This is a genomic window from Caulobacter sp. AVps16 (assembly GCF_058681455.1).
The window spans coordinates 2,788,039-2,806,770 of the sequence record NZ_CM178739.1 but is presented as its reverse complement, the minus strand read 5'-3'; the positions used below and the strand labels follow the sequence as shown (position 1 = coordinate 2,806,770).

17 protein-coding genes are annotated in these 18,732 nt (G+C 66.5%); 14 read left to right on the top strand and 3 right to left on the bottom strand.

From position 1 onward, the window contains the following. Positions 1 to 7 precede the first annotated feature (7 nt). The 6 genes from prmC to ACW17U_RS13385 all read left to right on the top strand — a co-directional run bounded on the left by prmC (position 8) and on the right by ACW17U_RS13385 (position 9,278). Positions 8 to 877, top strand: a complete 870-nt coding sequence (prmC, locus tag ACW17U_RS13410; protein WP_062144321.1) for a peptide chain release factor N(5)-glutamine methyltransferase — start codon at positions 8 to 10, stop codon at positions 875 to 877. Positions 878 to 1,121: 244 nt separating this feature from the next. Continuing rightward, positions 1,122 to 2,297 carry a DUF4167 domain-containing protein gene (locus ACW17U_RS13405; protein ID WP_492053060.1) on the top strand — a complete coding sequence of 392 codons (1,176 nt, stop codon included), beginning with the start codon at positions 1,122 to 1,124 and terminating at the stop codon, positions 2,295 to 2,297. A gap of 199 nt (positions 2,298 to 2,496) precedes the next feature. After that, positions 2,497 to 3,222, top strand: a complete 726-nt coding sequence (locus ACW17U_RS13400) for a M48 family metallopeptidase (protein WP_492055738.1) — start codon at positions 2,497 to 2,499, stop codon at positions 3,220 to 3,222. Between the two features lie 97 nt (positions 3,223 to 3,319). Then, positions 3,320 to 5,908: an ATP-dependent chaperone ClpB gene (clpB, locus tag ACW17U_RS13395; RefSeq protein WP_492053058.1), complete on the top strand. Its 2,589-nt coding sequence runs from the start codon at positions 3,320 to 3,322 to the stop codon at positions 5,906 to 5,908. Positions 5,909 to 6,097: 189 nt separating this feature from the next. After that, entirely contained in the window at positions 6,098 to 7,984 is a 1,887-nt protein-coding gene (locus ACW17U_RS13390; RefSeq protein ID WP_492053057.1) for a methyl-accepting chemotaxis protein, read from the top strand. 112 nt (positions 7,985 to 8,096) lie between these two features. Beyond that, positions 8,097 to 9,278: a carbohydrate porin gene (locus ACW17U_RS13385; RefSeq protein ID WP_492055737.1), complete on the top strand. Its 1,182-nt coding sequence runs from the start codon at positions 8,097 to 8,099 to the stop codon at positions 9,276 to 9,278. 17 nt (positions 9,279 to 9,295) lie between these two features. Here ACW17U_RS13385 and ACW17U_RS13380 read toward each other — a convergent pair whose 3' ends face one another. After that, positions 9,296 to 9,970 carry a GntR family transcriptional regulator gene (locus ACW17U_RS13380; protein WP_492053055.1) on the bottom strand — a complete coding sequence of 225 codons (675 nt, stop codon included), beginning with the start codon at positions 9,968 to 9,970 and terminating at the stop codon, positions 9,296 to 9,298. A 143-nt stretch (positions 9,971 to 10,113) separates the two neighbouring features. Here ACW17U_RS13380 and ribD point away from each other — a divergent pair, with 143 nt between their 5' ends. From ribD to ACW17U_RS13345, 7 genes are all read left to right on the top strand, one after another. After that, positions 10,114 to 11,109 carry a bifunctional diaminohydroxyphosphoribosylaminopyrimidine deaminase/5-amino-6-(5-phosphoribosylamino)uracil reductase RibD gene (ribD, locus tag ACW17U_RS13375; protein WP_492053054.1) on the top strand — a complete coding sequence of 332 codons (996 nt, stop codon included), beginning with the start codon at positions 10,114 to 10,116 and terminating at the stop codon, positions 11,107 to 11,109. Between the two features lie 10 nt (positions 11,110 to 11,119). Further along, a complete protein-coding gene (locus ACW17U_RS13370; protein WP_492053052.1) occupies positions 11,120 to 11,746 on the top strand; it encodes a riboflavin synthase in 627 nt (208 codons plus the stop codon). After that, positions 11,713 to 12,912, top strand: a complete 1,200-nt coding sequence (gene ribB, locus ACW17U_RS13365; protein ID WP_492053050.1) for a 3,4-dihydroxy-2-butanone-4-phosphate synthase — start codon at positions 11,713 to 11,715, stop codon at positions 12,910 to 12,912. Before ACW17U_RS13370 ends, ribB begins: the two co-directional genes overlap by 34 nt. A 17-nt stretch (positions 12,913 to 12,929) precedes the next feature. Then, positions 12,930 to 13,397 (top strand): 6,7-dimethyl-8-ribityllumazine synthase, encoded by a 468-nt coding sequence (ribH, locus tag ACW17U_RS13360; RefSeq protein WP_492053048.1) that lies wholly within the window; start codon positions 12,930 to 12,932, stop codon positions 13,395 to 13,397. A 115-nt stretch (positions 13,398 to 13,512) separates the two neighbouring features. Next, positions 13,513 to 14,307: a hypothetical protein gene (locus tag ACW17U_RS13355; protein ID WP_492053046.1), complete on the top strand. Its 795-nt coding sequence runs from the start codon at positions 13,513 to 13,515 to the stop codon at positions 14,305 to 14,307. A 61-nt stretch (positions 14,308 to 14,368) separates the two neighbouring features. Then, positions 14,369 to 15,772 (top strand): M20/M25/M40 family metallo-hydrolase, encoded by a 1,404-nt coding sequence (locus tag ACW17U_RS13350; protein WP_492053045.1) that lies wholly within the window; start codon positions 14,369 to 14,371, stop codon positions 15,770 to 15,772. A gap of 78 nt (positions 15,773 to 15,850) precedes the next feature. Beyond that, a complete protein-coding gene (locus ACW17U_RS13345; protein WP_492055736.1) occupies positions 15,851 to 16,372 on the top strand; it encodes a nuclear transport factor 2 family protein in 522 nt (173 codons plus the stop codon). Between the two features lie 75 nt (positions 16,373 to 16,447). Here ACW17U_RS13345 and ACW17U_RS13340 read toward each other — a convergent pair whose 3' ends face one another. Both ACW17U_RS13340 and ACW17U_RS13335 read right to left on the bottom strand, forming a co-directional pair. Then, a complete protein-coding gene (locus tag ACW17U_RS13340; RefSeq protein WP_492053043.1) occupies positions 16,448 to 16,717 on the bottom strand; it encodes a GNAT family N-acetyltransferase in 270 nt (89 codons plus the stop codon). A gap of 11 nt (positions 16,718 to 16,728) precedes the next feature. Continuing rightward, a complete protein-coding gene (locus ACW17U_RS13335; RefSeq protein ID WP_492053041.1) occupies positions 16,729 to 17,919 on the bottom strand; it encodes an acetyl-CoA C-acyltransferase in 1,191 nt (396 codons plus the stop codon). 223 nt (positions 17,920 to 18,142) lie between these two features. Here ACW17U_RS13335 and ACW17U_RS13330 point away from each other — a divergent pair, with 223 nt between their 5' ends. Then, complete coding sequence (locus ACW17U_RS13330) at positions 18,143 to 18,640, top strand: winged helix-turn-helix transcriptional regulator (protein ID WP_492053039.1); 498 nt, start codon at positions 18,143 to 18,145, stop codon at positions 18,638 to 18,640. Positions 18,641 to 18,732: the final 92 nt, after the last annotated feature.

The window sequence follows — 18,732 nt, the reverse complement described above, 5'->3', positions numbered from 1 at the left end:
GCCGCCCATGACCCTGACCCTCGTCAAAGCCTGGACCGCCGCCAAGGAGCGTCTGAAGGACGCCGGTATCGATCAGCCCGCCATCGATGCGCGCCTGATGCTGGAGGTGGCCGCTGATGTCACCCGCACCGAGATCGTCACTGATCCCTACCGCATGCTGACCGCCGAGCAGTGGGCGACCCTCGATGACTATCTGACCCGCCGCGCCCGTCGCGAACCGGTCAGCCACATCATCGGCCGCAAGGGGTTCTGGAAGATCCTGCTGCAGGTCAACAAGAACGTCCTGACGCCGCGTCCCGAGACCGAGGTGATCGTCGACGAGGTCCTGAAGGCCTTTCCCGAGACCATGGCCTTCAACATGCTGGACCTCGGCGTCGGGTCGGGCACCATCCTGCTGGCAGTCCTGGCCGAGCGGCCGGCGGCCAAGGGGCTCGGGATCGATGTCTCGGATGAGGCCCTGGCCGTGGCGCGCGAGAACGCCGCCAGCCTTGACCTCAATAACCGGGCCGCCCTGCTGCGCGGTGACTGGACGGCCGGTCTCGGCGACGACAGCTTTGATCTGGTGGTCTCCAACCCGCCCTATATCGCCAGCCACGTGATCGAGACCCTGGAGCCCGAGGTCCGTGACCACGAACCGCGCCTGGCCCTGGACGGTGGTCCGGACGGGCTGGACGCCTATCGCGAGCTGGCACCCGAGATCCTGCGGGTGCTGAAGGCCGGCGGCCTGTTCGCCGTTGAAATCGGCTACGACCAGTCAGCCGCTGTCGAGGCGCTGTTCCGGCAGGCGGGTGCCAGCAATGTCCGGACGGTCAAGGATCTGTCGACCCATGACCGTGTCGTGACCGGGGTGAAAAATCCCTTGGAAAGCCTCGCGTGAGAGGCTAGACGGAAAGGGTCTCCTTCCAAAATGCCGGGTGATGGGAAAAGCGGTCGTCGATGACGGTTGCAAAGCTCCTCCGGCAGGCGCGCACGGTCCAAAGCCGGTCGCCGCGCCAGAACCAGGGCGGGGGCTCTACGGAAACCAGTGTCTCTAGAACTTCCAGGGGTTCGACCCCGTCTAGAGGCCAACAAGGCCGGATGCTCAGCTCAGACTGACTTCCGGACAGGTTCAGAAGAAGACCATGAGAGATTTCAAGGGCATGAAGCGCCAGCGCGGCCGCAATAATCGCGGCGGCGGCAATTCCGGCGGTAAGCCTCAGCAGCACAATGCCAACCGGGCGTTCGATTCGAACGGCCCCGAAGGCGTCAAGGTGCGCGGCGCGGCCCAGAGCGTTTATGAGAAATACCAGCAACTGGCCCGGGACGCCTCGTCGTCCGGTGACCGGGTTCTGGCCGAGAACTACCTGCAGCACGCCGAGCACTATTTCCGGGTGCTGCGCGCCATCCAGCCGAATCGCCCCGTCAGCGACATCATCGGCAAGGACGCCTATTCGGCTTACGAGATCGACTTTGAGGCCGAACCCGAGGACCAGCCGGAGGTCACCGAGACGCCGACCACCGAGTCGAGCGAAGGCGGTGAGGGCGAAGGCCAGCGCGACGAGCGTCCGCGCGACCGCTTTGAGGGCCGCCAGCGCGACGACCGTCCCCGTGAGGACCGTCCCCGTGACGATCGCCCGCGCTACGACAATCAGGGTCAGGGCCAAGGCCAGGGTCAGGGGCGGCGTGACCGTTGGCGCGACCGCGATGATCGCCCCAGGGATGACCGCCCGCGTGATGACCGGCCCCGTGATGACCGCCCTCGCGACGATCGCCCTCGTGACGACAGGCCCCGTGACGATCGGCCCCGCGACGACCGTCCCCGTGATGATCGCCCCAGGGATGATCGTCCGCGTGATGACCGTCCGAGGGAGGACCGCTTCCGTGATGACCGTCCGCGCGAAGATCGTTTCCGGGATGACCGGCCTCGTGAAGATCGGCCCAGGGATGATCGTCCGCGCGAAGACCGTCCTGCGGTCGCCGCCGAGGCCGCACCCGAAGTGGCGGCCGAGGGTCGCCGCGAGCGTCCGCCGCGCCGTGAACGCGCGCCCCGTGACCGTGGCGATCGCGATCCGATGGCGGTGATCGAGCCCCAGTCGACTCCCCTGACCGAGTCAGCCGGCGAGAGCTCGCCGATGCTGCGCGGCCAGGACGGAGCCGTCAGCCATGCGCCGGCCTTCCTCGGCCGATCGACGGCCCCTGCCGAGGCTCCGGCCGCAGCCGAGGGCGAGGAGCTCAAGAAGCCCCGTCGTCGCCGGGCACCGCGCAGCTTTGACGGTGGTGAGGGCACCCCGGCCCCATCTGAGTCCGACGAAGGCTAAGGGTCCGTCGCTTCCGACTGAGTTCAAAAGGAGCCGTGAAAACGGCTCCTTTTTTATGTCCCGATGGAGCGGTGCCGTCCCGGGCCGACAGAACTCCAGATTGCACGGGTCCGCCGGCGCAGTTTTGTGTAAATAGCCTCGGTTTGTCGTTCACCGGAGCCCCGACGTGCGCCGTTCCGTCCTTGCCGCCCTTTGCGCCATGATCTTGGCCGCGCCGCTGGCCGGCTGCGCCTACAATGCCGATCTGGGGCGCGACCAGCTGCTGATCGTTCAGGACTCCGGCCTGGCCGCCCAGGGGGAAAAGGCCTGGACCCAGACCCTGCGCGCCGGTCGTCTGTCCCAGGATGAACGCAAGAATGCCCGGGTCCGGGCTGTCGGCGGACGGGTGGTGACCGCCGCCGGACTGAACAACCGGCCCTGGGACTATGCGGTCCTGATCGACGAGGCCCCCAATGCCTTCGTGCTGCCCGGTGGCCATGTCGGAGTAACCGTGGGCCTGCTCGATCTGGTCGAGAACGACGATCAGCTGGCCGCCGTGATCGGCCATGAGGCCGGCCATGTGGTCGCCCAGCATGCCGCCGAGCGATACTCCCAGACCATGACCTCCAAGCTGCTGCTGAGCATGGCCGGTGCGGCGGCCGGAACCTCGACCGATCTGGGTCGCGGGCTGAAGTCCTATGGCGACGACGCCAGCCAGTACCTGTTCCTGCTGCCGTTTTCGCGCAAGCACGAGCTGGAGGCGGACCGTCTGGGTGTCGACTACATGCAGCGCGCGGGCTATCGGCCCCGCGAAGCCGTCACCCTGTGGCGAAAGATGAAGGCCCAGGCCGGCGGATCCGGCAAGCCCGAGATCGCCTCGACCCACCCTTCGGATGCTTCACGCATCGCCGCCCTCGAGGCCTATATTTCCAGCAAGGGCTGGTGACACCTTGTGTGGCAATGCGGCCACACCTAAATCCCCCTTGGGAGGCGTTGTGCTTGATCAAGGCGACGCACCCCGATCCGCCTAAGAAGGGGACATCATGAATATCGACCTCTATTCCGACCGCGCCAAACAGGCCGTCCAGTCCGGCCAGAGCCTGGCCCTGGCCCGTGGCCACCAGCAGTTTGCGCCTGAACACCTGCTCAAGGTCCTGCTCGAGGAAAAGGACGGCCTGAGCCGGGCCCTGATCCAGAGCGCCGGCGGCCGCCCCGAGGCGGTCGATGCCGCCACCGAGGCCCTGCTGGCCAAGACCGCCCGTGTCGACGGGGCCGGCGGCCAGCTCTACATGAAGCCGGACACCGCCCGGGTCTTTGCCGAGGCCGAGAAGGGCGCGAAAGCGGCCGGCGACGCCTTTGTCACCACCGAGCGCCTGCTGATCGCCATCGCCAAGGAAGGCGCTGAAGCGGCCAAGGTCCTGAAGGACGCCGGGGCCTCGCCCAAGGCCCTGGAAGATGCCGCCAATGCCATTCGCAAGGGCCGCACCGCCGACAGTGCCAATGCCGAGGAAGGCTATGAGGCCCTCAAGCGCTATGCCCGCGACCTGACCGCCGCCGCCCGCGACGGCAAGCTGGATCCGGTGATCGGTCGCGACGAGGAGATCCGTCGCACGATCCAGGTGCTGAGCCGCCGCACCAAGAACAACCCCGTCCTGATCGGCGAACCGGGCGTGGGCAAGACCGCGATCGTCGAGGGCCTGGCCCTGCGCATCATCAATGGCGATGTGCCGGAAAGCCTGAAGGACAAGAAGCTGCTGTCGCTTGACATGGGCAGCCTGATCGCCGGCGCAAAGTACCGGGGCGAGTTCGAGGAGCGCCTGAAGGCTGTCCTCAACGAGGTCACGGCCGCCGAGGGCTCGATCATCCTGTTCATCGACGAGATGCACACGCTCGTGGGGGCCGGAAAGAGCGAGGGGGCGATGGATGCCTCCAACCTTTTGAAGCCCGCCCTGGCGCGCGGCGAGCTGCACTGCGTGGGGGCCACCACGCTTGAGGAGTACCGCAAGCATGTCGAGAAGGACGCGGCCCTGGCTCGCCGCTTCCAGCCGGTCTTCGTCAGCGAGCCGACGGTGGAAGACACCGTCTCGATCCTGCGCGGCCTGAAGGAGAAGTACGAGGTCCACCACGGGGTGCGCATTTCGGACTCGGCCATCGTCGCGGCCGCCACCCTCAGCAACCGCTACATCGCCGACCGCTTCCTGCCCGACAAGGCCATCGACCTGATCGACGAGGCCTCCAGCCGTGTGCGGATGGCGATCGACTCCAAGCCCGAAGAGCTGGACGAGATCGACCGCCGCTTGGTGCAGCTGAAGATCGAGCGTGAGGCCCTTTCCAAGGAGACCGACCCGGCCTCCAGACAGCGTCTGGAAAAGCTGGAAGACGAGATCGACGATCTGCAGGGCCAGTCTGACGAGATGACTGCCCGCTGGAAGGCGGAAAAGGACAAGGTCGGTGGCGCGGCCCAGGCCCGTGAAGCCCTCGACCGTCTGCGCGCCGACCTGGCGACAGCCCAGCGCGCCGGCGACTTCGCCCGCGCCGGCCAGATCCAGTATGGCGAGATCCCGGCCCTGGAAGCCCGCCTGGCCCAGGCCGAGTCCGTCGATGGCGCGGCCCAGAAGTCCCTGACCCCCGAGGTCGTGGATGCCGAGCAGATCGCCGCCGTGGTCAGCCGCTGGACCGGAGTGCCGGTCGAGAAGATGCTGGAAGGCGAGCGCGAAAAGCTGCTGCAGATGGAACTGGCCCTGCGCGCCCGCGTGGTCGGCCAGGACGAGGCCCTGGAAGCCGTCTCCGACGCGGTGCGCCGCGCGCGGGCCGGTCTGCAGGATCCCTCGCGCCCGATCGGCAGTTTCCTGTTCCTGGGCCCGACGGGCGTCGGCAAGACCGAGCTGACCAAGGCCCTGGCCGAGTTCATGTTCGCCGATGAACACGCCATCACCCGGATGGACATGAGCGAGTACATGGAAAAGCACTCGGTCAGCCGGCTGATCGGGGCTCCTCCCGGCTATGTCGGTTATGATGAGGGCGGTGCCCTGACCGAGGCCGTGCGTCGGCGGCCCTATCAGGTCGTGCTGTTCGACGAGGTCGAGAAGGCGCACCCCGACGTCTTCAACGTGCTGCTGCAGGTGCTGGACGATGGCCGCTTGACTGACGGTCAGGGCCGCACGGTCGACTTCCGCAATACCCTGATCATCATGACCAGCAATCTCGGCTCCGAGTACCTGGCCAATCAGGAGGACGGGGAAGATGTCGACGCGGTGCGGCCGCAGGTGATGAACGTGGTGCGCGGTCACTTCCGGCCCGAGTTCCTCAACCGGATCGACGAGATCATCCTGTTCAAGCGGCTGGGCCGGGCCAACATGGCCGACATCGTCCGTATCCAGCTGCAGAGGGTGGAAAAGCTGCTGGCCGACCGCCGCATGACCCTGGCCATCGATGCCGAGGCGCTACTGTGGCTGGGTGAGAAGGGCTATGACCCGGTCTATGGAGCCCGTCCGCTGAAGCGCGTGATCCAGAAGGATCTGGTCGACCCGATCGCCCGGCTGTTGCTGGCCGGCGAACTGGAAGACGGCGGGGTCATTGCTGTCGGCGTCCAGGCCGGCACCCTGAGCATCGGCAAGGCCGTGCTGCAGTAGCCAAGGTCTCGAAGTCCTCTTCCGGTGGCTACCGGGAGAGGGCTCTCGAGCCCAGAATGGCCTGAGACAATTTGTCGCCATTACCCATTTTGAGAAGCGGTTGCAGACCAAGCTTAGCGATCCATTAAAGGCTGTCAGCCCAATGGATTGACCAAGAGTCGATTGATCCATGATCGCTCGGGAGGTCCCATGTCCGATTCTCAGGCCCCGCAATCGATATCATCGCGCAAGCTTGAGCGGTTCATCACCTTTCTGATCGCCGGACTGAGTCTGTTCTGTATCGCCGCCGCAGTCAGCGGGGCGGTCTCGATGGAAGCCCAGCGCAGCGCCCGCGCCGCGGAAAGCGCGCGGGACGAAAACAGCAATTCCCGGATCCTCGAACTGGCGGTCCTGGCCAAGCAGATCCAGCTCGAAATCGTGCAGGTCCAGCAGTTCCTGACCGATGTCTCGGCCACCCGCGGCCAGGACGGTCTCGATGACGGCTGGGCCGAAGCCCAGGCCAATAGCGAGGCCTTCAAGACCGATATCGCCCGGGCCCATGTCCTGGCCAAGGAACTGAATGCGCCGGGTCTGAACACCGCTCTGGACGAGGTCGAGGCGGCCTTTCCGGCCTTCTACTCCAATGGCAAGGCCATGGCCCAAGCCTATGTCGACACGGGCACGGCGGCCGGCAACGCCCTGATGGGTCCCTTCGATGAGGCCAGCAGCACCCTGGCCCGCAAGATGGATGCGGCGCAGGTCGCGATGGCCACCATCGAAAAGGATCAGGAAGCCCGCGACTTCGCTATCGAGAAGAAGCTGCGCGACCAGCAGATCCTCGGCATCGTCGTGACCAGCCTGATGGCCCTGGGCGGGGTGGTGATGGGCGTTGTTGTGGTCTTTTTGACCCGGGCCCGCCTGCTGCGCCCGCTGTCGCTCATCGGCGATTACATGGGCAGGCTGGCGGAAGGCGACTATGAGCGCGAGCCGCCGTTCGGGAAGCGTCAGGACGAACTGGGGGCCATGGCCCGCTCGATCATGGTGTTCCGCGAGGCTGCCCTGGAGCGGCGTCAGGCGCGCCTCGAGCAGGAATCTGCTCGTAGTGCTACCGAGACCGAGCGCCGCCAGGCCGAGCGCGAGCGCACGGCTGCCGACGCCGAGCGTCGCGCCGTCATGGAGCAACTGGCCGCAGGTCTGGGCCGTCTGGCCGAGGGCGATCTGGCCAGCCCGATCACCCAGCCCTTCCCGCCAGCCTATGAAGAGCTGAGAGCCGATTTCAACAACGCCCTCAGCCGGCTGACCCAGACCATGGGGGCCATCGCCCGCACCGGCATGTCGATGCGCGCCGGCTCCGAAGAAATCGCCTCGGCCGCCGACGATCTGTCGCGCCGCACCGAGCAGCAGGCTGCCAGCCTGGAAGAGACCGCTGCCGCCCTCGACGAGATCGCCGCCACGGTCGGCCGCGCCACCGAGGGAGCCCGCGAGGCCGCTTCGGTGGTCGCCCAGGCCAAGAAAGAGGCCGAGCAGTCGAGCGCCGTCGTGGCCCGCACTGTGGCCGCCATGGGCCAGATCCAGCAGTCCTCGGCCAAGATCAGCCAGATCATCGGGGTGATCGACGAGATCGCCTTCCAAACCAATCTTCTGGCCCTGAACGCCGGGGTCGAGGCCGCCCGCGCCGGCGAAAGCGGTCGTGGTTTTGCGGTCGTGGCCCAGGAAGTTCGCGCCCTGGCCCAACGCAGCGCCGATGCCGCCAAGGAGATCAAGACCCTGATCTCCGAGTCCGGCAGCCAGGTGGCGTCGGGCGTGGATCTGGTCGGACAGACGGGTGAGACCCTTGGTCGCATCGTCAGCGAGGTCATCCGTGTCCACGGCCTGGTCGACGGCATTGCCCGCTCGTCCGAGGAACAGGCTGTCGGCCTGCGCCAGGTGAATACGGCCGTGAACCACATGGACCAGGTGACCCAGCAGAACGCAGCCATGGTTGAGCAGACAACGGCAGCGACCCATTCCCTGCGCACCGAAGCGCTCGACCTCGAACGCCAGGTTTCGGGCTTCAAGTTCCAGGGCCAGGGCGACGCTGGCAGACGGGCCGCCTGATGCCCAAGAAGTTGGTTAATAGCTAATAAATCAGTGACTTAACCGCCTGTAAGCCCTTCTCTGTCATAGTCGTCTGACACAGAGATCCATCCAGGATCCAGGGGTGACGACAATGACAAGGACCGGTATCGGCCGCACGGCGGCTGGCCTGCTGATGACTGCCGCTGCTGCGGTGTCGATGACCGCCCCGGCCTATGCGGCGGATGGCCCTCTGACCTACAGCCTGGAATACACCGCCGACGTGGTCGGGGTGCTGGACGGAGGCCTGGCCCGCCGCGGGCGGGTGCTCGACAACCTCCTGCTCAGTGCCGACCTGGACCTCGGTGCGGCGGCCGGATGGTCGAACACCAAGGCCCATGTCTCCCTGCTGAACAATACCGGCGGCATGCCCAATGAGGATGTCGGCTCCCTGCAGGGCGTCGACAATATCGAGGTCGGCCAGCAAAGGGCGCGACTGTTCGAGCTGTGGGTCGAGCATGAATTCGCCGACGGCAAGGGCGCGGTCCTGGCCGGGCTCTATGACGTCAACAGCGAATTCTACGCCAATGACAGCGCCGGTCTCCTGCTCGGCCCGGCCTTTGGCATTGGCTCGGAACTGGCCGCCACCGGACCCAATGGACCGTCGATCTTCCCGTCCACGGCCCTGGCCGTGCGCGCCCGCTGGACCCTGGCCAACGGCGGCTATGCCCAGGCGGCCGTGCTGAACGCCCAGGCCGGGGTGCTGGGGGATCCCGGCGGCATCGACACCGAGTTCGACAACGGCGTCCTGATGATCGGTGAAATCGGCTGGGTCGGCGAGGGCAAGCTGGCGCTCGGCACCTGGCGCTATAGTCAAAAGCAGGATGATATCCGCCTGGTCACGGCTGCCGGGGATCCTGAGCGCCAGACCGCCGGCGGCGTCTATCTGCTGGCTGAGCGCCGGATCTTCGGTGAAGCCGAGGCACCCGGTCGGACCACGGCCTTCCTGCGGGCGGGGCTGTCGGACGGCACGACCTCGGTCTTCGAGGGCGGCTGGCAGGCCGGCATCCTGGTCGAGCAACCCTTTGCCTCGCGGCCGGACAGCCAGTTTTCGGCGGGCATGAACCAGGGCTTTATCACCGGTCGTGAGCGCGCCAACGGCGTCGATGCGGGCCGCAATATCGGGCGCACGGAAACGGCGCTGGAGCTGACCTATGCCGACACCTTCGGCCGTCTGACCGTGCAGCCGGACCTGCAATACATCATCCGGCCGGCCGGTGATCGCGACATCGACAATGCCCTGGTCGCGACGATGCGGTTCTCGATCGCCTACTGAACCGTGGCCCGGCGCGTTCAGGCGCGCTGGGCGCTCGGCGAGTCGCCGATCAGCAAAGCGCAGGCGGCTTCTGCGGCGGCAGGGTCGCGCAGGGCGATGGCCTCGGCCAGGGTGCGATGCAGGGTGACGTCCCGCATCTGGTCTTCCGGCGACTGCTTTTCCATCTGCCAGATCCAGTAGCGGGTCGCGGTGTTCTGCAGGGCGATCACGAAGCGGGCCAGGGTGGCGTTGTGGGTCGCAAAGGCGACGGCCCGGTGGAATCTGTGGTCCATGGCCAGCATGGCCCGGAAGTCACTGGCGGCAATCGCCGCCTCGGCACCATCGAAAGCCCCGGTAATGGCCGGCAGGTCTTCAGGGCGGTGATTGCGGGCGGCCAGGGCCGCGGTACGACCTTCCAGCATGCGCCGGACCTCGAAAGCCTGCTCGATCTCCGTGATGTCCATGGGGGCGACGATCGTGCCGACCCGCGGGCGGCGCAGAATGAGGCCCTCGATCGCCAGGCGACCGAGCGCGTCGCGGACACCTGAGACGCCCCCCGCATAGCGTGCGGCCAGGGTCTTTTCCTCCAGCACCTGCATGGGCGGCAGCTCACCCAGGATGATGTCCATCAGAATAAGCTCATAGAGCCGAGCCTTCTGAAGGCCTTGAGCCCAGTCGCCGGAAGGATCGACACTGTTGAGTGGGCCCTTCATGGGCAAACCGGAAGACAGGACTGCATGGCGATGGTCCTAGAGCCAAAAGGCCCGAAGGTCATTCTCATGGACTCTAACATGTTACAGTTTCGAAAAAGACTGAACGCTTGAAGGCGGCTGACTGGCGGCCCTAGAGCTTCGGCATGACGCCCGAGACCGAGCCTCCGATCCATTTTGTGCTGCAGGGGTTTCACCTTGCCCTGACGATCGCCGAGGTCTTTGCCGGAGCGACGGCCCCCAATCCACCCGTGGGCTGCGTGGTGCTGGATGCCAAGGGCAATGTTCTCGCTGTCGGTGCCCACGAGAAGGCCGGCGGCGACCATGCCGAGGCCGCCGCCCTGGCTGCCTGCCGCGAGGCCGGGACCTTTGACCGCATCCATACAATCCTGGTTACCCTGGAGCCCTGCAATCACCACGGTCGGACACCGCCCTGTGTCGACTCCGTTCTGGCGAGCCCAGCCAAAGCCATCTGGATCGGGGCACGCGATCCCAATCCGGCGGTTGCCGGTGGCGGCGCGGCGCGCCTGGCGGCCGAGGGACGCCGGGTCATGGACCTCGCCAGTCTTGACCGTCCTGAGGCTGCGTATCTGCACGCCAGGGCCCAGCGCCTGATTGCGCCTTTTGCCTGCTGGTCAACCCGGGGCCGGCCCTGGCTGACCCTGAAACAGGCCCTGACAGTGGATGGCGGGATGATCCCCCCCACGGGTTTGAAGACCTTCACGTCCCAAAAGTCCCTGACCCTGGCCCATGGCCTCCGGCGGCGGGCCGACGCCATCATTACCGGTTCGGGGACCGTTCTGGCGGACAGCCCCCTGTTTACGGTGCGACGGGTGGCGGATCCGCGCCACGGGCCGCGCCGGCTGGCCATTCTGGACCGACGCCGCCGTACGCCTGACGCCTATCTGCACGCGTCACGGGCCAGGGGCTTTGAGCCCAGCCTGCACGATGACATTCCGATGCTTCTCGAAGGCCTCGCCGCCGAGGGCGTGCTGGAGGTCCTGGTCGAGTGCGGGCCGACCCTGATGGCGCACTTCCTGGAGTCTGGGCTCTGGGACGAGCAGGTCGTGATCCGCCAGGCCTCCGGGCCGGGGCAGGCTGACCAGGTCGACATTCTGACCCGCATTCCGTTCCGGGCCTGAAGGAGCACTGATGTTTTCAGGAATCATTGAGCAGGTCGGCCGGGTCGAGGCTGTCGCGCCGGAAGGGGACGGGGCCTTGCGCCTGACCCTCGGGACCGGCTTTCCGGACCTGGAACTGGGGGAAAGCGTCGCCGTCAACGGGGTCTGTCTGACGGTCGTGCGGCATGATGCTCGCGGCGTGGCGGACTTCTTCGTCAGCCCGGAAACCCTGGCTCGTACCAATCTGGAGCGGGCGGAGGCGGGGGCTGCTGTCAATCTCGAGCGGGCCGTGACCCTGGCCACCCGCCTTTCGGGCCATCTGGTCCAGGGCCATGTCGATGGCCAGGCCCGGCTCGATCAGGTGATCGACGATGGCGGATCCTGGAGGATCGGGCTGAGCCTTCCTGCGGTCCTGCACCGCTTCTGTGTCGAGAAGGGCTCGATTGCCCTGAACGGCATTAGCCTGACCCTCAACAGTGTCGCAGCCTGTGATGCTGACGGCCGGTTCCAGATCGGCCTGACCCTGATCCCGCACACCTGGGCCCATACCAACCTTCAGCACGCCATGATCGGAGATCCGATCAATGTCGAGGTCGACGTGCTGGCCAAATATGTGGAGCAGCTATGTCACGCCTATCTGAAGCCCTCGACCGTCTGAAGCAGGGCGGCATGATCGTCCTCGTCGATGACGAGGATCGCGAGAACGAGGGCGATCTGGTCATGGCGGCCGAGTTCGCCGATGCCGCAGCCATCGCCTTCATGGCGCGAAAGGCGAGCGGGCTGATCTGTCTGACCCTTGAGCCTGAGGCGGTCGACCGGCTCGGTCTGCCCCCGATGGTGAGCGATAACCGAACCAGCCGGCAGACCGCCTTTACGGTCTCGATAGAAGCTGCCGAAGGCGTCGATACCGGCATTTCGGCTTTCGATCGTGCGCGGACTATTTCGGCTGCCGTTGCACCGGATGCAGGTGCGCAGGACCTGGTCTCGCCGGGCCACATCTTTCCTCTGCGGGCCCGGCCGGGCGGTGTGCTGGAGCGCGAGGGCCATACCGAGGCCTCGGTCGACCTGATGCGCCTGGCCGGTCTTCGACCCGCGGGCGTCATCTGTGAGATCATGAAGGATGACGGCACCATGGCCCGGATGCCGGACCTGGAAGTCTTCTGTCGGGACCATGACCTTCCGCTTCTGACCATTGCCGAACTGGTGGCCCATCGCAGGGCGACGGAGCTCCAGGTCGAAGAGGTGGCCTCGGCCCGATTGCCGTCCGAGCATGGCGGGACCTTCGAGGTGCGGGCCTTCCGCAATCGGGTCGATGGTGTCGAGCACCTGGCCATGATTGCCGGCCCCCTGACCGGCACGCCCCTGGTGCGGGTCCATTCGGAGTGCCTGACCGGGGATGCTCTCGGGTCGCGGCGCTGCGACTGCGGAGCCCAACTTCAGGAAAGCCTCAGGCAGATCAGCGAAAGCGGCAATGGCTGCGTGCTCTATCTTCGCGGCCACGAGGGACGGGGCCTGGGTCTGGCCAACAAGATCCGTGCCTATGCCTTGCAGGATGAAGGGCTCGACACGGTCCAGGCCAATCATGCCCTCGGCTATGCCGACGACCTGAGGGACTACAGCGTGGCCGCCCAGATGCTCCGGGCCATGGCTGTGGAGCGCGTGAACCTGCTCAGCAATAATCCGCGCAAGGCCGCGGGCCTGCGGGCCAGCGGCATTACGGTCAGCCGGGAGCTCCCGCTGGCCATCCCCGCCAATCCCCACAATGCCGCCTATCTCGACACCAAGCGCGACAAGCTTGGCCACAGCCTGGCCCGCGCGTCCTGATCCGCAGAGAGCCTCTCATGACCCATGCCCCACTTGCACCGCGTATCGCGATCGTCGTCAGCCAGTTCAATCCCGAGGTCACCGGCGGCCTGCTCAAGGGCGCATTAGACCTGCTGCAGGAGCGCGGTGCGCCGGTGGCGGCCAAGGACATCATTGATGCGCCCGGCGCCTTTGAACTGCCTCTGATCGCCCAGACCCTGGTGCGAACGGAGCGCTTTGAGGGCGTGGTCTGTCTGGGATGCGTGATCAAGGGCGACACGGCGCACTTCGAGTTTATCAGCCTGGGGACCAGTCTGGGCCTGATGACGGCAAGCCTGTCGACCGAGACGCCGATCACCTTTGGTGTGCTGACCACCTATACCGACGAGCAGGCTCTGGTGCGCAGTCGGGACAATGCGGAGAACAAGGGGCGTGAAGCGGCCGAGGCCTGCTTTGCCACCATCCAGACCCTGAAGCGGATCCGGTCCGAAGCCTGGGGCGACTAAGCCATCCATCGAAGGGACGCGAAGCTAACGCCGTTATTCGGCGTTTGCTTTGCCCCTGATTTACGGCAGTCTTCACCCCTGCTTTAGCCGGTAGGCTTTTCCCGGGGGGGAGATGATGACGAGTTTTGCCGCGAGCGATACGCCGCCGGCCGCCAGCCCGAACTTCAAGCCCAGGCATCCCTGGGACGCCTGGTTCTTCCCGCTCAGCCTGGCGATCTACTGGGTCGGCCTCGTCATGGGGTTTGGCGGCGACATGATGCACAGGGCCAAGCTGGGCCAACTGTCCTTCCCGCTGATCGTCCACGTCCACGCTGCGGTCTATGTCGCCTGGATGGTGCTGCTGACCACCCAGGTGGCGCTGATCCGCAAGGGGCGCTCGGACCTGCACCGCAAGCTGGGCGTGGCCAGTCTGGGCTTCGTGCCGGTAATGCTGCTGGTGGGCCCGATGGCGGCCTTCACCACCCAGACGGCGCGCTTTGGGACGCCGGCCAGCGATCCGGCCTTCCTGGCCATTCAGCTCGGCGGCCTGGTCAGCTTCGCGATCCTGATCGTGGCGGCGCTGCTGTGCCGCAAGCAGGCCGCCCTGCACAAGCGGCTGATCCTGCTGTCCACCCTGACCCTCGTCGACGCCGGTTTCGCGCGCTGGGTCGGCCCCATCTGGGGTCCGGTGCTGGGCCCGGCGCTGGGGTCGCCGTTCTGGACCAACTATCTGATCCTCTATGGCTGCACGGCCGCCCTGATGCTGAGCATTGGCTTCTATGACCTGGTGACGCGCCGCCGGCTGCTGCCGGGCTATGTCCTGGGCCTGGCCCTGGCGATTTCGGGGCATGTCATCATTGTCACCGCCTATCTGAATCCGGCCTGGGGAGCTTTCTGCAAGGGCTTGATCGGCGGGCTCGCCGGCCACTGACGCGGCTTGCGGCGCGCGCTTTGGGCAGGCAACGTCGCGGCCTCGCATTTCCGGAGTCGCCATGCGCCTGCCCCTCGTCCTCGCCACCGCCCTGACGGCATCAAGCCTGCTGCTGGCTTCGCCCACCCAGGCCGCTGAGGCTGCAGCCCCGTCGACGGACCAGCCCCTGCTGCGGACCCTGGCGGCCGATGTGGATGCCAAGGCGCTGGAAAGCACGATCCGCTCGCTGGTCGGGTTCGGAACCCGTCACACCCTGTCGGAGACCAAGTCCGAAACCCGGGGCATCGGGGCGGCGCGCCGCTGGACGCAGAAGCGCTTCGAGGCCATCAGCAAGGACTGCGGCGGCTGCCTGACCATCGAGACTCCCTCGGATGTCGTCACCGGCCGGCGCGTGCCCAATCCGACCGAGGTGGTCAATGTCCTGGCGATCCAGAAGGGCACCAGCGACCCCGACCGGGTGATCCTGATTGCCGGCCATATCGACAGCCGCGTCAGCGACGTGATGGATTTCACCAGCGACGCTCCCGGGGCCAATGACGATGCCTCGGGCGTGGCCGCGGTTATCGAGGCCGCGCGCGTGCTGTCCAAGCACAGGTTCCCGGCCACCCTGGTCTTCGCCGTCCTGTCGGGCGAGGAGCAGGGACTGCTGGGCGGCAAGATCCTGGCCAATCACGCCCGCGCCAAGGGCTGGAAGATCGAGGCCGATCTCAACAACGACATCATCGGCAACAGCCGCGGCCAGAGCGGGGTGATGAACAACACCCAGGTGCGGGTGTTCTCGGAGGGCACCAAGGCCGTCGAGACGCCGGAGCAGGCCAATAGCCGCCGCTACAATGGCGGCGAGGTCGACAGCCCCTCGCGCAATCTGGCGCGCTATCTCGACGGGCTGGCCGATCGCTATCTGAACAATTTCGACGTGGTCATGGTCTATCGCACCGACCGCTATGGCCGCGGCGGTGACCAGGTGCCCCTGCTCGAGGCAGGCTATCCGGCCGTGCGGGTCACCGAAGCCGCCGAAAACTATGACCGCCAGCACCAGAACCTGCGCACCGAAGGGGGCAAGGCCTATGGTGATGTGATCGAGGGCGTGGATTTCGCCTATCTGTCCCAGGTCACCCGGCTGAATGTGGTGGCTATGGCCAGCCTCGCCTCCGCCCCGCCGCCGCCCTCGGGCGTCAAGATCGAGGGCGCGGTCAGCCCCGACACCAAGGTCTCGTGGACGGCGACGCCGGGCGCGGCCGGCCATCGCGTCTGGTGGCGGGTGACGACCGACCCGCAATGGCGCCTGAACCGCTGGGTCGCCGGTCCGGCCACAACCGCCACGCTCAAGGATGTGGTGATCGACGACTTCTTCTTCGGCGTCTCGGCGATCAGCCCCGACGGCTGGGAAAGCCCCACGGTGTTCCCGGGTCCAGCCGGCAGTTTCGAGAGCCCGCCGCCGGTGGCGAAACCGGCCGGAAACTAGGGCGCGGCGTTGGTGCGTCGGTTTAGGATCACCGGCACCTCGTCAGCGGAATTTTCGATAACAGGGGAGCTGTTCATGATGTCCTCGGCCCATCGTCGTCTCGGCTTGGCGCTCGCGTCGATCGTACTTCTGGCCGCCGGCGGTGAACTGCGGGCGCAGACCGTTCCGCAGGCCGGCGATGGGTTACGCTCAGGCCCGCTCTACGAAGAATTGGCCAGCCTGGACAAGGCCTTGTTCGACGCCTCGTTCGTGACTTGCGACGCCGCCAAGGCTAACGCGATCTTTGCGGACGATGTCGAGTTCTTTCACGACAAGGATGGCCTATCGGTGGGCGAGCAGGTGCGCGAGAACACCCGAAGGCTCACCACCTCGTGCCCAGGCAAGCACGGGGTCACGCGGACGGTGGTTCCAGGGACGCTACGCCTCTACCCCATCGCCGGATATGGCGCGATGCAAGTCGGGGCGCATCGGTTCGATGAGCGCGGCGCAGCGACCAGCACGCTGGCGCAATTCATCAGCATGTGGCGGCTTCAGGACGGCAAATGGCGTCTCGCGCGCGTGATCAGCTTTGACCATCGCCCGGTCGACGCCAAGCCATAAGCAGCCCTCCCGCCACCTCTTGGAGGGAAGGCAGATGCCTGTACATTCCCCTCGGCGTCGCGGCGGCGTGACCCGCTAAGCCGTCAACCCCGGATCGTTGCGCTTCAGCCACGCTGCCGCGTAAGAGCAGATCGGGACGATCTTGCGGTCCTCGGCCCTCGCGAGCTCGGCGACCTTCGCCATCAGGCGACCGGCCGCGCCCTGGCCGCGCAAGGCTGGGTCGCTCTCGACATGGGGGATGATCAGTCGGCCGGGCTCGCGACGGTAGTCGGCGATCGACAGAAGGCCGCCGGTCTCCAGCTCAAAGCGGCCGAGGTCGGGATTGTCGCGGAAGGCGTCGGTCATGACAGCGGGACCTAAACCAGCTCGATCGCCATGGCCGTGGCTTCACCGCCGCCGATGCACAGGCTGGCCATGCCCTTCTTTCCGCCGCGCGCCTGCAGGGCGCTGATCAGGGTGCAGAGGATCCGCGCGCCCGAGGCGCCGATCGGATGGCCCAGGGCGCAGGCCCCGCCATTGACGTTCAGCCTGTCGGCCGAAAAGCCCAGCTCCTGCTGGGCGATCATGGCGACCACGGCGAAGGCTTCATTGACCTCCCAGAGGTCGACATCGGAAACCTCCCAGCCGGCCTTCTTCAGCGCTTTGCGCATGGCCGGAACCGGGGCGGTGGTGAACAGGCCGGGCTCATGGGCGTGGGCGGCGTGGGCGGCGACGCGGGCGACGACCTTCAGGCCCAGGCGGTCGGCCACGCTCTGGCGGGTCATGACCAGGGCGGCGGCACCGTCACTGATCGAACTGGAGTTGGCGGCCGTGATGCCGCCGTCGCGGCTGAAGGCCGGGCGCAGGGTCGGGATCTTGGCGGGATCGGCCTTCAGGGGCTGTTCGTCCTGCTCGACCACCTCGGTTCCCTTGCGGGTGGTCACCGTGACCGGGGTGATCTCGGCCTTGAAGGCCCCGCCCTCGATGGCGGCCTTGGCCTTCATCAGGCCCCGGGTCGCATAGTCGTCCATGGCCTCGCGGCTGAACTGGTAGGTGGCGGCCGAGTCCTCGGCGAAGGCCCCCATCAGCTTGCCCGGCGTATAGGCGTCTTCGAGGCCGTCCAGATACATCGAGTCCCACATCTGGTCGTGACCGATACGGGCCCCGGCGCGGTGCTTGGACAGCAGGTAGGGCGCGCCGGTCATGCTCTCCATGCCGCCGGCCACGATCAGGTCGGCGCTGCCGGCCGCCAGGGCGTCATGGGCCATGATCGCCGCCTGCATGCCGCTGCCGCACATCTTGTTGACCGTGGTGGCCTCGACCGACAGCGGCAGGCCCGCGCCGACGGCCGCCTGGCGGGCAGGCGCCTGGCCGAGGCCGGCCGGCAGCACGCAGCCCATGAAGATCTGCTCGACCAGATCGCCCGACACGCCGGCCCGCTCAATGGCCGCCTTCACCGCAGCCGCACCCAGCTCGGTCGCCTTGACCCCGCCGAGCGCACCCTGAAAGCCGCCCATCGGCGTGCGGGCGAACGAGACGATGACGATGGGATCGGCGGCCTGGGACATGGATGGTCTCCGGATTTGAGAATTTCGGGGCGGAATAGACCCTGTGATGCCTGTGGCGCGCAAGTGAATTGCAGAAAGGGGAGGCGAGGTCGGAAACGGATCGGCGATCCTCGCCTCCAAGGGGGCAACCGAGGTGGTAAGTTGTGATAAAAAACCTACCTCCGTTCATCCTCAAACGCAACGCTCTCTTGCATTCCCCCAAGGAACGCAGCAACCTCGTCCCATGGGCCGGACCGCCGACTATACCAACGAACGCTGCAGCATCGCCGCCACCCTTGAGGTCGTGGGCGATCCCTGGACACTCCTGATCCTTCGCGATGCTTTCGGCGGCGTGAAGCGGTTCGAGCAATGGCAGGAACGCCTGGGCGTTGCCCGCAATGTCCTGGCTTCGCGATTGAAGAGCCTGGTCGCCCACGGGGTGATGGAAGCGCAGCGCTATTCGGAGCGGCCGCCCCGCCAGGAATATGTTCTGACCGCCAAGGGGCTGGATCTCAGTCCCGTGCTGTTGACCATGGCCGAATGGGGCGATCAGCACGTCTATGGCCTGGGCAATGGCCCGGTGCATTTCGTGCACAAGACCTGCGGCCATGATTTCCATCCCCGCATAGCCTGTCAGGCCTGTGGCGAGGTGATCGACAGCGCGGACCTGAAGCGGGTGGTCCATGACACATCCCAGACCGTCGGCGAGGCCCTGGAGGCCGTAAAGGTCGCCGCCGAATAGCCCAGGCTTGGGCCAATTTGTCGCATGTGACGTCCGGCCCCGGGCTTACCGAATATTCAGGGCTTGTCCTGCATCCTGACCGGCAGTCCGGG